The organism is Allofrancisella heilbronnii (assembly GCF_000710735.2).
Classification (GTDB): Bacteria; Pseudomonadota; Gammaproteobacteria; order Francisellales; family Francisellaceae; genus Francisella; species Francisella frigidaquae.
In genome coordinates this window covers 1,291,706-1,306,171 of the sequence record NZ_CP144673.1, presented here as the reverse complement: position 1 = coordinate 1,306,171, position 14,466 = coordinate 1,291,706, and the positions used below count along the sequence as shown (strand labels likewise).

The window sequence follows — 14,466 nt, the reverse complement described above, 5'->3', positions numbered from 1 at the left end:
TTAAATACAAAAATATGGCAAAAGCTTATGCCAAAAGAGCTTAAATGTAAAGTTGGAATTTTTTGTAAGATTTTATAGAAAGTCATTTTTTAGCTTTTTAATGTCAATCTTACCAGTATTATTTTTTGGGAGAGATTCAACAAAGATGCAAGATTTTGGTATCTTGTAGCTAGCGAGTTTTTCTCTACAGTGATCAATAATGTCTTTTTCTGTCAATTGTGCTCCTTTTTCTAACGATACAAATGCTATAGCGCGTTCTCCCGAAGTTTTTGATGCTATTCCAGTAACTGCAACTTCTTTTATTTGGTTAAGTTTTAAAATACATATCTCTATTTCTCTAGGATATACATTAAATCCAGAAACAATAATCATATTTTTGAGTCTACCAGAGATTGTTAGACGGCCTTTTTTGTCAATATATCCAATATCTCCAGTTTTCAACCATCCATCTTCAGTAAAATAGAGTTTGTTACTTTCCTCGTCATCCCAAAATCCTTGGCATTTTTGGGGTCCGTTGAGCCAAATTTCTCCTTCTTTAAAGCATTCTACTATTTCTTGATGTGTGTCTATGTCTCGTATACTAAGTTCAGTACTTGGTATAGGGTATCCGCAAGTGCCAAAATAATCATTTTCAGAAACATTAAACTTATTTAGAGAAATTGCAGGAGACATCTCAGTCATTCCATAACCCTCTTTAAGCTCAACACCAGTCTTATCTAACCACCGTAAATAAATCTTACGTGAGATAGGCATGCCTCCACTTAAAGAGTACTTATATTTCGTTTTATTAATTTTATCAAAATCAGGATGCTCTAACATCGCCATGTAAAGAGTGTTAAGGCCATTAAAAATAGAAAATTCATTTTGTGACATTGTTTTGATAAGATTTTTAATATCTCTGGCATTTGGTATTAAGATGTTTTTTGCTCCAGCAAAGAAAAAACAAAACAAGTTAGCACTTAGGGAGAAGATATGATATAAAGGTAGGGCCGTTATTACTATTTGCTCTGATAAATCCATATCTGCTTTAATCCAAGCCCAGACTTGTTTAATGTTAGAAGCAACATTATTATGCGTGAGAATAGCTCCTTTTGGCTTGCCTGTAGTACCACTTGAATATTGTAAACAAAGAATGTTTTCTGTTGAAATAGTTGGTCTTTGATATAGCTTTTTATCCGCAGTTATAGCTTTGTTAAATGAAATAAAAGTGTTTTTGTTATAGTTTGGCTTATCTTTAATAAGGTATTTTGATATAAATCCAATAATCTGCTTTTTTGGAAATGAATATAAGTCAGAAATATTAGTTACTATAACATTTTCTAGAGAATGTATATTTATCCTAGCTTTTTGAATATGGTGGGCAAACATATCTAAAACAATAGCAATTTTTACATTACAACCATTTAGTATAGCTTCTAACTCATCAGACTTATACAGTGGGTTAATGTTTACAAAAATAGCTCCAATCTTTATACATGCAAATAAACTAACTGTAAATTGCACGCAATTTGGCAAGATTATAGCAACTCTATCGCCTTTTTGTACACCAAGATTATTCTGTAGGTAGCTAGCTAATTTTGTAGCTAGGTCATCTAGTTTTGAGTAAGTAAAGTCGACTTCATGGCAAGATAAAGCTATTTTATAAGGAAATTGTATTATAGCATTTTCATAAAAATCCAATATTGTCTGAGCATTATTATCAATAGTTGTAGGTACGTGTTTTGAGTAGTTATTTAACCACGTTTGTTTAGAAAATTTAGTCATAAATTGTTTAAAGGCCATTTTGGTTAATATATTTTAGCAAATAAAATCTAGAACTATCGAGAAAAATTATAAACTTTTGGTTAAACATTATCTATTTTATGGTCTTCAATAGCATGGATGCCTGTAATATATTTATTCAAAGTAGGTACTAAGATTATCATTAATACAGTGATTACTATAAGAGCTAGTGCTATAACTCCAAATACATGAGTATAAGTTTCTAGACTTTCTTGGACTGTTAGTGTGACACCTTCTGGAAGTGCTATAAATGAACCAATAAAAGAAGCAAGATATGAGGCAATCATACTAGAAATAAACCAAAAGCCCATAACAAATCCTGAAAATGTAGCAGGACAAAGTTCTGCAACCATAGCTAATCCAAGTCCGGAAATTAAAAGTTCACCTAATGATGAGGCAGCATAAGAAATAACTAACCAATTTCCAGAAACTATGCCATTTGTAGCAAAGAACTTTGTAAAATAAAGGATAGCGTAAGATGTAAACATCATAAACATACCAAAACAAAATTTGCTAGCGTGGCTTGAGTTGTTTTTCTTATATATTATGGCTAATAAAGGAGATAGTACTACTATCCAAAAAGGATTTAGTACTTGGTATTGTGCAGAAGGTACGTTCCATCCAAATATGTCTAATTGTACATTGTGTTCAGCAAAGAAAGTAAGAGTAGTAGGCATTTGAAAATATAAAGCAAAAAATATAATTGCTTGAATTATTAAAACCAAAGCTACAAGCATCCTATTTCTTTCATAACTACTTGAAGTAAAAGCCATGTATAAAAAATAAGTTGTAGCAATAATGACTATAATAGCAGTTAGGCTTACACATAGCTTAGTATTAGGTAATATATGGGCTATTATTAGTAAAGAAACTAAAGCTCCTGCTAATGTGTAAACAAATTTGGTTTTGTTTAATGGTTTACTACCCGCTACTGTATAGAGCGTTTGCATTTTATTATAGAAAATGAAAAACCCTATAAGCCCAGTTACTAGACCTAAGCCACAAATTATAAAAGCATATTTATAACCTAATGTTTCAGCAATAATAGGAGTTATACTCATAGAAAATAACGATCCTACATTTATGGCCATATAGTATAGTGTCATAGCCCCATCTAATCTATTATCACCTTTTTCAAACATCTTTGATATTAGTGAAGATGGATTAGCTTTAAAAATAGCATTTCCTATTATGATACCAGCAAGAGTATAGTAGATAGTCTCTTTATTGGCAAAGCTAAAAGACCAATAAGAGATTGCTAGTATTATTGATCCTAAAATGACGCTTCGCTTGGCACCAAGTACCTTATCGCCTAGGTAGCCTCCTATCCACACAAAGCCGTATGTAAAAGCAAAAAAAGAGCCCATTATGTATATAGTCTGTGATTCAGTTAGGCCTATTTTTTTTGTAAAATACAAAGCAATAATAGCTTGGAAACCATAAAAACCAAATCTTTCCCAAAATTCAATCGCCCAAACAATCCAAAAAGGGGCTGAAAGCGTATTGTTGTTTTTATTCATTAAAAGTGCCATAAAAATAATATTTAGTGAAATATATTAAAGCATTATGATAATATTTTTGCAATATTTTTAAGAGCGTGAGAGAGGCTTTCTATAGCTTTCTTTGATTAAATTGAATCGCCAACTTCAGCTTTATGGTCATCAACAACCTTTATTTTACGAGTGTAATTATTTAGTGTAGGGGTCAGTGTAAGCATGATAACCGTAACAATAGCCACTCCAATGGCTATGTTACCAAATACAGTTGTATACATTTCTAAGATTTGCTGTTTTGTAATACCAGTACTATCTTTTGGTAAAGCTATGAATGAGCCTATAAATGAAGCAAGGTATGAAGCTATCATGGTGGCTATAAACCAAAAACCCATAACAAACCCAGAAATAAAAGCAGGACACAGTTCAGCTACCATAGCTAGTCCAAGTCCAGAAATTAAAAGCTCGCCTAAAGAGGAGGCAGCATAAGAAATAATTAACCAGTTTCCAGAAACAACGTAGTTTGTAGCAAAAAATTTAGTACAATATAATATGCTGTATGAAATAAACATCAAAGCCATCCCTATACAGAATTTTGTAGCGTGAGTGAGTTTACTTTTTTTGTAGATTATCGCTAGAATAGGGGAGAAAATTACTATCCATAGTGGGTTGAGAAATTGATACTGTGCTGCTGGTACGCTCCATCCTAGGATATTTAACTCAACATTATGTTTAGCAAAGAAAGTAAGAGTTGTGGGCATTTGGAAGTATAAAGCATAAAAGACTATAGCTTCGATTATAAGTATTAGAGCTACAAACATCCTATTTCTGTCAATTTTTTCTAAGCCAAATGCAACATATAGAAAATATATTGTAGCTATACATACTACTATAGCTGTTAGAATTATACATAAAGTAGTATTAGCTAAAATGTTTGCTATTATTAGAAAGGCAATAATTAATCCGATTAATATATAAATAAGATGGGTTTTATTTACAGGTTGTTTGCCAATATCTGTATCTAAGTCTTTCATTTTGCTATAAAAGATTAAAAAACCAAAAAGTCCTATAAATAGGCCGAAACCACATAACACAAAAGCATACGTATAACCATAAATTTCAGAGATAACGGGCGTTAAAGCCATGCATGTTAGACCGCCTATATTAATAGCAAGATAGTATAAAGTCATAGCACTGTTTAAGCGACCATCACCTTTTTTAAACATTTTGGATATTAGGGATGAAGGATTGGCTTTAAAGACAGCATTACCAATAATAATCCCAGAAAATATATAATATATCGTCTGTTGGTTAGCAAAGATAAACCCTAAGTAAGATACACCTAATATTATGGCACCAATAACTACAGCACGTTTAGCTCCAAGTATTTTATCTCCAATTAATCCTCCGACCCAGATAAAACCAAAAGTAAAAGCAAAGAATGAACCCATCAGGTATATTGTTTCAGTTTCACTTAACCCCATTTTTTGCGTGAAAAATAAGGCGATAATTGCTTGGAATCCGTAAAATCCAAACCTTTCCCAAAACTCAACACCCCAAACAATCCAAAAGGGAGCTGAAAGAGTTTTATAGTTTTTTTGCATAACGTAACCTGAATTTTAAAGTTGTATTAGGTTAATTAAAACACTATAGCAATTATTTTTCAATGATTTATTAACTCTGTTTAATGAAATTTAGTATGGATAATATATTTATGGGCGTAGTTTCGGCCTTTAGTATCCTCTTGCCTAAGTTTACCATACAAAAACTGTTTTCTCTAAAGTAGTTTATTTCAGAATCACTAAAACCACCTTCTGGACCAATAAAAATATTAAAATTACAATTATTTTTAATTTTATCTACAAAAGTAGAGTCTGTTGTTGTATATGGACATAATGTGATGTTTAAAGCTTCAGGCTCTAAATTTATACTATCAAGTTGTATTAAACTATGAATATTTGGGATAAACACCCTTGCACACTGCTCGGAGGCGTTTATAGCTATTTTCGTCCATCTTTCGAGTTTTTTATCAAAACTTTTTTTATCAAACTTATGATTAGTTCGTTCTGTTATTAAAGGGAAAATGTTGTTAACTCCTAATTCAGTAGCTTTTTGTATCACTAATTCAAAGTTTTCATTTTTAATGATTGATTGGAAAAGATTGATAGTATAAGGGTTTTCATTGTTAATTAACTGAGAGCTTATTACTTCAAGTTCAATATGTTTATTATTTACAGCTGTAATTTTAGCTCTATATTGTCTACTATCACAGCCATTAAATAATTCTATAAAATCATTTTTCTTTAAGCGTAATACGTTTTTAAAGTAGTTATAGTATTCACCAGTTATTTGAAAGCTAGTTGAAGCATTAGAAACATCACTGAAAAAACCACGAATAGTTCTCATAGGATTATAATTTGTTAAAATATTTACTCTTTATTATATAATGAGAGTGCTGCAAACTAAAATTATATGTTTCTAACTGGGTTAAAAATATTCTCAGAATATTCAATTACTATGTGTAACTGTGCTTTTTTGAATATTTTTGCCTTGTTACCACCCATCTAATTCCAGCTTGCAAATGCCCCATAATTAGAAAAAATAAAGTAGAGGTGATACATGTTTTTGTTAAATAAAAGTTTTATGACAAACTTAATATCTTTTTTAATAGTTCTAGTTGGATTGTATTTCACAGATCAACATATAAAAAATATTGGTTTTTATGCTCTATCAGGAGCTTTAACTAATTGGATAGCAATTTATATGTTATTTGAGAAGATACCATTTTTATATGGTTCAGGGATTATTCCTAATAAGTTTGATAGTTTTAAAAAAGCTATTAAGAAAATGATTATGGAACAGTTTTTTTCAGAAGAGAATTTACAGAAATTTTTAGCAAGTGACGAACTTAAAAGGTATTTACAAACTACATTTAAAGAGAAGGTTGACTATAATAAAATTTTTGACAGCTTTATCGAGATGCTAATGGATAGTAGATATGGCTCAATGGTAGAGATGTTTTTAGGGGGGAAAGTTGCTCTAGAAGCCTTAAGAGAGCCTTTTATATCTAAGCTTGATTTAAAAATTTCGCAGCTAATAGCAGAGCTTCATATTGATGAAAAAAAAGTTTCAATGCAAGTAACAGCAAAAATTGAAAAACTCATAGATGCTAGATTAGAGGAGTTAACGCCACAAATAGTAAAAGAAATTATACAAAAAATAATAAAAGAGCATCTAGGTTGGCTTGTTGTATGGGGAGGGGTATTTGGTGGATTGATAGGTTTGGTAGCTAGCTTTATTAATTAATTTTAAACCTTTTGGTTTATATTTATTAAAGTTGGTGCTGGATTATTATTTTTGGCATGTTCAATTATTTGAGCTTTTAGGTTGTGGACAAGCCATGGTTTTAGCTCCAAAAGAATATGCTTTAAGGCATCATTTGTTAAATCAACATAGTTATTTGCTGTTATATCATCACTAGCTATAGGTTGCTTATATTTTATTGTTTTTATTTTAGTTTCGCTATTGCGTTCATTTTTTAGATAAAAAGTTATATAAAAGTAAAATTGTTGTTCATCTAGATCTATAACCGGGCCATATGGTGTAGTGCCAGATAGAGTAAAATCTTGGCGAATATTCACATTCTGAAAAGCTAGATTGCTGACAATATTATTATCCAGAATGTACTCGAAAACAGCAACTGTAAGCATTGTTGTTACAGGTATTGCCCATACATTGTTTTCAAAAGTGTGTAACTGGTTACCTTGGATATAAAACATAGATGTAGATTTAACAGCTTGAGTTTGTATATTGTAAACTAGAAGGGTGGTGTTAACATCAGCTTTTTCAACGTCAGGCAACCCTGTTTTTTCTAGTTGTTTGTTATATATTACAAACTGCTTTTCTTCAGGAACTTTGATTGGGCCTCCAAGCAACGAAAAAGCAAATGTATATGCTGGTATAATTAAAGCTAATAAAAATAAAAGGTATTTTTTCATAATTTTTCCTTAGCGTTCTACGCCTCTAACTATTATCGAAGGATCATATTGAAGTAATCTAATAACGTCATTTAACCGCGAAATAGCTTCTTGACTTTCTGTCATATTTTCATTTAAGTTTACTAGAGTCTTATTAAAATATAGTGATGAGTTACTCAAGTTATATAATAGAATATTAACGCTATCTGTAAATTCATTGAACCTTCGGATATTCTCCTGGGAAAGCATTTTGTTGAATTTATTTGATATTTGCTGTAAGGAGTCGGCTATATTGTTAACTTTGTTGAGAATGCTCTCAATTTGTGACGGTTTGGATTTGATTTCAGGGATTTTACCTTTTATTTTTGTAAAAGGCTCTAGTGCTGTATCTTCTTTGCTAATATTAAAAGACAACACTACTTTTGATTGACCTGTTATGCCCATTGGTTGTAGGGTGGCTACAGTTTGCTTGAAAATGGTAATATTATCATAGATCTTCATGTAAACACTTATCAGTTTAGGATTTTCTTTATTGATTAATATATCTGAAACTTTACCAACGCTAAGTCCTTTGTATGATACGTCAGAGCCTACGCTTAAACCTGAGATACTCTTAAAATTTGTTACAAAAGTTGTAGTAGCTTGACTTTTGAAACCTCCAGATAGAAAAACGCCAATAAATATCATCACAAAAACCATAAAAATAACAAATAAGCCAGCAATTATATTTTTTATACTATTTTCATTCATAAATAGGTTCCTCCATATCTTTTGTTTCATTATGTGAACCAAAGAACTTTCTTATACTTTCATATTGTGTCTGTTGAGACACAAACTCAACAGTATCATGTAACATTATTTTTTTATTATCCATATATATTATATCATCGACTATATTCCAAATTGTGCTTAAATCATGAGTTATCATAACTACAGACATCTCAAGCTCATTCTTTAGATATAAGATTAACTCATCCATAGCTCTAGCAGAATAAGGGTCTAATCCTGCATTAGGTTCATCTAGAAATATTATTTTAGGATCTAGTACTATAGTCCTAGCCAAAGCAACCCTTTTTAACATACCTCCACTTATTTCAGAAGGGTATTTATCAAAAGCTTCTTCTTTTAGCCCTACCATTTTAAGTTTAATGATAGCTATGTCAGTTAGTATATCTAAGGGCAGATCTGTATGTTGCTTGAGAGGGAAAATGACATTTTGTAAATTTGTTAATGAGGAGAATAAGGCACAGTGTTGAAACATCATACTCATTTTGCTTGATATTTGTTTTCGCTTATAGGGATTATCAGCAAGTTTAGAAATCTCTTGACCTAATAAGAATATTTTTCCAGAATAAATTGGTTGTAGCATGAGTATTTCACGCATAAGTGTAGTTTTTCCACAGCCACTAGCACCAATTATACAGCTAATTTTTTTAGCTGGAATATCAAGGTTTAAATCTTTGTGGATCCACTCTTTACCAAATTTTGTGCTTAGGTCTCTTATTTCAATAATATTTTTATCCATAAAAATGATTCCTAAGCAACGCCATTTAGTGAAACAGCAAAGATTGCATCAACAATGATTATTAGAAATATTGAGTACACAACACTTGTTGTAGTTGCTTTACCAACACTTTGAGAGTCTCTTTTAACAGACATACCCTTTAGGCAACCAATGCCAGCGATTACTAGAGCAAAAAAAGGTGTTTTCGATAATCCAATATAAAAATGACTGACATTTACATTTGAAAATAGTCTATCGATGAATTCAAGAGGAGTTATATCTGCAATCAAGTAAGTAATAATAATACCTCCTGTAATATTAGCTATCATCGCTACAGTTGTTAGTACTGGTAAGCTAATTATTAGAGCCGTAATTCGTGGTAAAACTAAGCGTTGTATAGGGTCTTCACCAATTGTCTGAAGGGCGTCAATTTCTTCATTTACTTTCATAATTCCTATCTCTGAGGTAAAAGCAGAACCGCTTCTACCAGCTATTATTATGGCAGTAAACAAGGGAGCAAACTCTCTAAAAGAGGATATGCCTAACATATCAACGACAAATATTTGTGTACCATACTGCATCATTAAATTAAGTGGTAGATATGTTAAAACTAAGCCAATAATCAATGATAAAAGTATAACAATACTAAGCGCTTTAATAGTTGAGTCATATGCTATATTTAATACAATAGAAAAAAAAGAACCATAAGGTCGTCTAAAAAAGTTTAAATAACCTAGAACAATCGCTCCTAAGAAGCTAATACTTAATTTAATTTCTGCTATTAGATCGTTGGTGTTTTTGCCTAATATATAAATACTATTAAAAACAGCATTTGGCTTTTTTGAAAATTCACTAATTTTTTTAGTAGGTAGATTTCGGTTTGTTAGATTAATCAGGTTTTGGTTTCTTTTTGAGTTACAAATGATTTGTTTTTTGTCGAGTTTAAATTTAGCTAAGGTTTTTAATATTATATAAGCACCAGCAGTATCTAATTCTTTAACGTTTGTTATATCAACAAACTGAATATTATTTTTTAGATTATTCAGAGGCTTTTCAATAAGCTTTGGTTTTATTTGCTTAAGTGTTAGAAAGCCTTCGAAATAAATAGTGTTTTGAACTACTTTTATATTCATACCGATTATACTGGGCAGCAATATCTTAATTAATCTAATATACAAGAAAAATAGTTTAATACCAACATGAATATTTAAAGTATTGGATTAACATGTATCATCATTATCATATTGAGTTAAATTATTAGGTCTAATTACACCTTCTAGGCGGTTTTTATATTCTTCACCATCTAACTCTGAGTAGTTTTCTAAAGTATCAAGCATAGCAGAACGTGGAAGAGTATGGTTTTTAACTTGCTGACGAGTAAGCCTGAACTGTTTAAATTTTGTACCTGTATTAAGTCTATAATAGTATCCTAAAACGCTTTCTGTTGCGTTAGGGAAAGTTTCTAAATATACGTTAGCTCCTGAGGCTTTAACACCACAATCTTCCGAAAAACAGTGAAGCCCAAAATAGTTACTATACTCTCTAGCAAAACGTGAGGTGCCCCAACCACTTTCGAGCACCGCTTGAGCTATAACAAAGCTGCTAGGTACAGTACCGACTTTTATTTTTAACTGATTTATCATCTGTTGGGTGTCTGTAGCATTTCGTATTTTATAGTAGGATAAATATGTATTAAGCCTATCTAGCTGCTTCTTTGTGAGTTTTTGGTTTTTATCGTAAGCCTTTTTGAGTTTCTGTAATTCTTCTTGCTGAGCACAAATTTCTTTGTTAGCATTTTGAATCGCTTTTAAGATGTAGTTTATAAAAGCTTGTTTTTTTTCAGCGGTATCATCTATATTAAGAAAATCTGGCTTGTCAGATTTCTGGCTAATTTTGGTTGCTAGAGCATAACTGTCGTGTTTAGCTTTTCCATGATCAAAAGATAAAAAAGTTGCTAGTATTATAAAACTGCAGAAAAGTACGAAATTTCTAAGAGTATGTAATTTATCAGTTACCATATTTTAATAATCCTCTGTTAGACTGGGGTCGTCTGATATAGTCAACCTAAGTTGTGATATAAGATTTAACATATCACATGGCATATCACATGTAAAGTTTAGTATTTTATGAGTTAAAGGGTGAGTAAACGAAAGACTATAAGCATGTAAGGCTTGTCTAGGGAAACAGGCGAGGTTTGTATTTTTTAGTTTAGAAGAGGATTTGTTATAGGTTTGGTCACCTACTAAAGGGTGATTGATACTTTTCATGTGTACTCTTATTTGATGTGTGCGGCCTGTTTCTAGCTTACATTCTACTAGAGTAAACCCATCGTATATCTCCAAAGGAGTATAGTTTGTGATAGCTTGTTTGCCACTATAGTTAATAGCCATTTTGATTCTATTGTTAGGGTCACGACCTATTGGTTGGTCAATTGTACCTGATTCGTAAATTTCACCCTCTACTACCGCTAGATATTTCCTAGATACCGTTCTATCTGATAGCTGCTGGATAAGACTAAGGTAAGCCAAGCTAGTCTTAGCAGCTACCATAAGACCAGTAGTATCTTTATCTAGGCGGTGAACGATCCCAGCACGAGGTAAGTTTTGCTGCTTTTCATTGAGATTTAGAAGGGCATTTGAAATAGTACCAGTCATATTCCCAGCCCCGGGATGAGTAACCATATTTGCTGGTTTATTTATAACAATAATATTTTCATCTTCATAAATGATATTTAGTTTAATATCTTCAGCTATCCATTCATTCGTTGGTACAAATGTGACATCTATTTCTATTTCTTCATCTCCAATAACTATATGTTTAGCTTTAGTATGGCTATTATTTAAAGTTATAGAGCCGTCTTTTATCCATTTTTGTATTTGAGAGCGCGAAAAATCCTCAAATACTTCATTAACAGCTATATCCAGTCTTTTGCCTGCGTGTTCAGGAGTTAGAATAATTTTTTGATGAAATCGCTTGGATAGTGTATTATTTGCCATAGTTTAAATTGCTATACGTAGCGTAAATTTTATAATTTTTTGTATGGAAATTATATAAGAAAAATAAAGGATAGCTAATCAAATGACTAGATTTTTATATTTAATAGTTATTTTATCTGTGATTTTTGCTGTAACGGGGTGTGGCCCTAAGAAAGATAATGAGCTACCTCAGGTCTACACAGGCTACACAGCAGAGTTTATTTATGCAAATGCCCATAAACAAATGCAAAATAATGATTATTTTGATGCGATCAGGTCTTATAAATCATTAGTTGCACAGTATCCTTTTACTCCTTTAGCTGAAAAAGGTATGGTTGATCTGGTATATGTATACTATATGAATGACGAATCGACTATGTCATTAGCTTTAGCACAGCAGTTTATCAAGATGTATCCATATAGTAAGTACAAAGGCTACATTTATTATATGATCGGGGTAGTTGGTTTTGAAAATGGTAGGGGGCTTTTACAAACTTATGCTCCATATGATATGGGTCATCATGACCCTACTGGCTATACTGAGTCATATAATAATTTTGAGAAAGCCTTAGCTTTAGACCCTAATGGCTCATTTGTTTCAGATGCTAAGCGTAGGATGATTTATATAAATAATACGATAGCAAAATACTATGATAATATTGCGCACTTTTATTATAAGAGGGGGGCTTTTAATGCGGCTATTGATAGAGCATCACAAGTCATACGTAATTATCCTCAAAGTTCATCTACAGAAGACGCTCTAGTAATAACTATAAAAGCATATAGGGATTTGGGTTTGAATGAGCAAGCAAAAGTAAACCTTGAAGTGCTTAAAAAGAATTATCCAAATAGTAATTACCTTAAAAAATTAAGGCCAGATGGAAGTGAAGAGCCTAGCTGGTTTGAAAGATGGTTTGGTTGGTTGTAAAATGATTTGTTTAGTAGATTTCCATATTAGTAAAGTTTGGGACTTCATTAAATAGTTTATTGGTTGCTTAAAATTACCTGTAAATTAATAATAATATTTGTTATAATATTAAAACTTTTAAATATAATTATTTTTATATTAAGAATAGCAGTAACTATTAATGAAAGATTCGCAAGATAATGGAGATAAGGTTGAAATTTTAAGATTTGGTTTCGTTAGGGCTTATGCAAGTAAAAGTCTTCTAAATTTAACTTCACTAGAAAGACGCGACTTCAGGGAATCAGGACCAGAAATTATCCAAAAATATATCGATGTGTGTAATAACAAAGATGTTTACCTAAAAAACCTGCTTACTGAGCTTAAGGAGTGTTTGGAACTAATAGTTAAAGCTATTAAGCACTTTTGGGATAAGGCAAAGCTTATTAAATATCCTCATACTCCAATGGAAAAAGCATATGATGCGTTTATTAAAAATGCTTCTATTGAAGAAAAACTTAAACTAACGTGTTTACTGCAGGAGGTTATATTTTCTGAGAAAACTTTCTTTGCTGGATTACAAGCAGGGAGGATAGTTGATTTTGTTACAAGCAAAGCTATTAGTGGTATTAATGTGAAAGGTAAAGATGAAACTCCCATGTGGAAAAATTTACAAAGATCTGCAAAAGACTACCCTTGCAACGTATTAATTTTTATTGCTCTTAGGTACCTTTATGCTTTTTTAAGGGATATAGAAAATAGTGTTGTTGACAACAAAGAAAACGAATGGGGTGGTGAGGGATTTGTTAAGGTGATAGGTTTAAATGTCAATTTTATTAAAGAGCTAATAAATAAGGCAGCAATAAAGATAGGAACTTGTGATTTTAGAACATTAAGGCTAAATCCTTTAGTAATAAAAGATGCTAAAGTGAATTGCGAGCTAATAAGTTATACTCGTGTCAATAACATATTAAACGAAAATAGATATCTGTATATTTTCCAAAGTAGTGGACTTTTTATTTTCTATAAATTATGTGAGCAGATTTTCAAGGATTACAAAGTTGATTCTTATGAGGAATTCCAAAATTATAGAACATATGTAATGGGCCTCTTCGAAGAAAAAAGGAGACCGATGAGATATTTCGGAGGCCCTCCACGAGAAGGGTTTGGTGACCAAAACAGCAGTAATGAAGAAATTTTCTACGACGCGTACGACCATAGAACTGATTTAATGAATACTAGTAAAAATGATTCCACTCACACTTTTTACAAGAGTTTTTATGACAATCAAACAATTAGTGAGATAAAAGTGACCTTATATGAAGAAAGAAAAAGTATAACCAATACTAGCAGGTCATCAGCTGAAGAAATTAAAGTGAAGCTAGGATTAATTAAAAAAAGAAATAGTAGTAGTGTGGCAAAAAAAGGTGCAAATACTCCTTTTGGAGGCTATGAATTTAAGCCCGTTAAATCAGAGGTTTTAAGAATATTGGGACAGTATTTAAAGTTAAACTCTTACTCTTCAGAACCTTCAATTTCCGGTTCTTGGAATATAACACTATGTATTTTTGACCAAAAACATCATGCAGGACGTATGAGAGAAGTTATTAGAGCAGTACAAGGAAAAACAGACTTAATCGAAATAGCTTTTGTTTTGCAGCACGAAAAAAATGTATTTGAAAACTTTAAAGAGTATAAAGGAAAAGAAAAAATTACTGAGCGTTGGGACGATTATAAAGTGAAAAATGTTCCTAAAGATTTGCAAAAATCAAAGTTTTATAAAACTATTTGTGAAGCGTTAGGAGTATGTGAAAAGAATATGGTATGAATT

Annotated in this window: 13 protein-coding genes; 3 read left to right on the top strand and 10 right to left on the bottom strand. The window is 31.4% G+C overall.

Translation table 11 applies throughout. The features are described 5' to 3' along the window. Positions 1-72: 72 nt before the first annotated feature. The 4 genes from FRA_RS06090 to FRA_RS06075 form a co-directional block, all read right to left on the bottom strand. The gene (locus tag FRA_RS06090) at positions 73-1,764 is read right to left on the bottom strand and encodes a long-chain-fatty-acid--CoA ligase (protein ID WP_035719996.1); all 1,692 of its coding nucleotides are present in this window, start codon (positions 1,762-1,764) and stop codon (positions 73-75) included. A gap of 80 nt (positions 1,765-1,844) precedes the next feature. Further along, positions 1,845-3,302: an oligopeptide:H+ symporter gene (locus FRA_RS06085; protein WP_035719915.1), complete on the bottom strand. Its 1,458-nt coding sequence runs from the start codon at positions 3,300-3,302 to the stop codon at positions 1,845-1,847. Positions 3,303-3,409: 107 nt separating this feature from the next. Next, positions 3,410-4,879, bottom strand: coding sequence for an oligopeptide:H+ symporter (locus tag FRA_RS06080; RefSeq protein WP_035719913.1), 1,470 nt, complete (start codon positions 4,877-4,879; stop codon positions 3,410-3,412). A 70-nt stretch (positions 4,880-4,949) separates the two neighbouring features. Next, complete coding sequence (locus FRA_RS06075; RefSeq protein WP_035719912.1) at positions 4,950-5,681, bottom strand: 16S rRNA (uracil(1498)-N(3))-methyltransferase; 732 nt, start codon at positions 5,679-5,681, stop codon at positions 4,950-4,952. A 213-nt stretch (positions 5,682-5,894) separates the two neighbouring features. Between FRA_RS06075 and FRA_RS06070 the strand changes: the two genes are divergently transcribed. Then, on the top strand, positions 5,895-6,581 hold the full coding sequence (locus tag FRA_RS06070) for a DUF445 domain-containing protein (RefSeq protein ID WP_035719909.1): 687 nt from the start codon (positions 5,895-5,897) through the stop codon (positions 6,579-6,581). A 2-nt stretch (positions 6,582-6,583) separates the two neighbouring features. On the opposite strand, the gene FRA_RS06065 is transcribed toward FRA_RS06070, so the two are convergent. The 6 genes from FRA_RS06065 to FRA_RS06040 form a co-directional block, all read right to left on the bottom strand. Continuing rightward, positions 6,584-7,273, bottom strand: coding sequence for a hypothetical protein (locus FRA_RS06065; RefSeq protein WP_051686769.1), 690 nt, complete (start codon positions 7,271-7,273; stop codon positions 6,584-6,586). A 9-nt stretch (positions 7,274-7,282) separates the two neighbouring features. Beyond that, on the bottom strand, positions 7,283-8,002 hold the full coding sequence (locus tag FRA_RS06060) for an MlaD family protein (protein ID WP_035719907.1): 720 nt from the start codon (positions 8,000-8,002) through the stop codon (positions 7,283-7,285). After that, positions 7,995-8,777, bottom strand: a complete 783-nt coding sequence (locus tag FRA_RS06055) for an ABC transporter ATP-binding protein (protein ID WP_035719905.1) — start codon at positions 8,775-8,777, stop codon at positions 7,995-7,997. The genes FRA_RS06060 and FRA_RS06055 overlap by 8 nt, the downstream gene beginning before the upstream one ends. Before the next feature lie 11 nt (positions 8,778-8,788). Beyond that, the gene (locus tag FRA_RS06050) at positions 8,789-9,889 is read right to left on the bottom strand and encodes an MlaE family ABC transporter permease (protein ID WP_035719903.1); all 1,101 of its coding nucleotides are present in this window, start codon (positions 9,887-9,889) and stop codon (positions 8,789-8,791) included. Between the two features lie 87 nt (positions 9,890-9,976). After that, the gene (locus FRA_RS06045) at positions 9,977-10,774 is read right to left on the bottom strand and encodes a glucosaminidase domain-containing protein (protein ID WP_035719901.1); all 798 of its coding nucleotides are present in this window, start codon (positions 10,772-10,774) and stop codon (positions 9,977-9,979) included. Positions 10,775-10,777: 3 nt separating this feature from the next. After that, positions 10,778-11,752 (bottom strand): RluA family pseudouridine synthase, encoded by a 975-nt coding sequence (locus tag FRA_RS06040; RefSeq protein WP_035719900.1) that lies wholly within the window; start codon positions 11,750-11,752, stop codon positions 10,778-10,780. An 82-nt stretch (positions 11,753-11,834) separates the two neighbouring features. On the opposite strand from FRA_RS06040, the gene FRA_RS06035 reads away from it, so the two are divergent. Both FRA_RS06035 and FRA_RS06030 read left to right on the top strand, forming a co-directional pair. Further along, positions 11,835-12,659, top strand: a complete 825-nt coding sequence (locus FRA_RS06035; RefSeq protein ID WP_035719898.1) for an outer membrane protein assembly factor BamD — start codon at positions 11,835-11,837, stop codon at positions 12,657-12,659. 160 nt (positions 12,660-12,819) lie between these two features. Next, positions 12,820-14,463: a hypothetical protein gene (locus FRA_RS06030; protein WP_035719896.1), complete on the top strand. Its 1,644-nt coding sequence runs from the start codon at positions 12,820-12,822 to the stop codon at positions 14,461-14,463. The last annotated feature ends 3 nt before the right edge of the window (positions 14,464-14,466 follow it).